This window comes from Polynucleobacter sp. AP-Feld-500C-C5 (assembly GCF_018882265.1).
In the GTDB taxonomy this organism is placed as follows: Bacteria; Pseudomonadota; Gammaproteobacteria; order Burkholderiales; family Burkholderiaceae; genus Polynucleobacter.
In genome coordinates this window covers 1-1,029 of sequence record NZ_JACVOW010000012.1, presented here as the reverse complement: position 1 = coordinate 1,029, position 1,029 = coordinate 1, and the positions used below count along the sequence as shown (strand labels likewise).

Annotated in this window: 1 pseudogene; it reads left to right on the top strand. The window is 40.9% G+C overall.

Annotated features, from left to right (window positions below):
• A pseudogene (locus ICN21_RS01675) lies at positions 1-1,029 on the top strand (hypothetical protein); the annotation flags it as partial.

Here is a 1,029-nt window from a genome sequence, read left to right as displayed (position 1 = left end):
CTTCTGAGATTTATGTGCAAGATAGGCACCCAATCAATACTGCTTTAGGTCCCATTCCTAAGTTGGCTAAAAAAGAGAAAATTCGTATTGGTTATTTTTCTGCTGACTTTAGAAATCATGCTGTTTCAGTATTGATGGCAGAATTATTTGAACTACATGACAAAGAGAAGTTTGAGATCATTGCTTTTTCTTTAGGAGTTGATGATAAAAGCTCTATGCGTTTGCGTTTAAGTCAGGCTTTCAATCAATTTATTGACGCGCGTGATATGTCTGACCTAGAGATCGCAAAACTCTCTAGAGAGTTAGAAGTAGATATTGCGCTAGATTTAGGGGGGCATACTGCTGCTAGTCGACCTGGCATTTTTGCTTATCGAGCTGCCCCAATACAAACTAGCTATATTGGATATTTAGGTACTACGGGTGCCCAGTACATTGACTACCTCCTAGCAGATAGCATCCTTATTCCAGAGGATCTGCAAAAATTCTATGCAGAGAAAATTATCTATTTGCCTAGCTATCAGGTCAATGATAGAAAGCGAGCAATATCAGACAGGCAGTTCACAAGAGAAGAGCTTAGGCTGCCAGAAAAGGGTTTTGTCTTTTGTTGTTTTAATAATAACTATAAGTTACTGCCAAGGACCTTTGATAGTTGGATGAAGATACTAGAGGGCACGCAAGATAGCGTACTTTTCTTATACGCCGAAACTCAATGGGCAGAAGCTAACCTTAAAAAAGAGGCTGAAGCGAGAGGTATTAATAGTGCAAGATTAGTATTTGGCAAAGGCATTCCTGCGGATGAATATTTAGCCCGATATCGTGTGTGCGATTTATTTTTAGACACCCTTCCCTATAATGCTGGGACAACCGCTAGTGATGCCTTATGGACTGGATTACCAGTTCTAACTTTAATGGGGCAATCTTTTGCTAGCCGCGTAGCTGCTAGCCTCTTAAATGCTATTGGCTTACCAGAGCTTATTGCCAATACCCAAGAAGAGTATGAGGCCCTGGCGATAGAGCTAGCTCAGAACC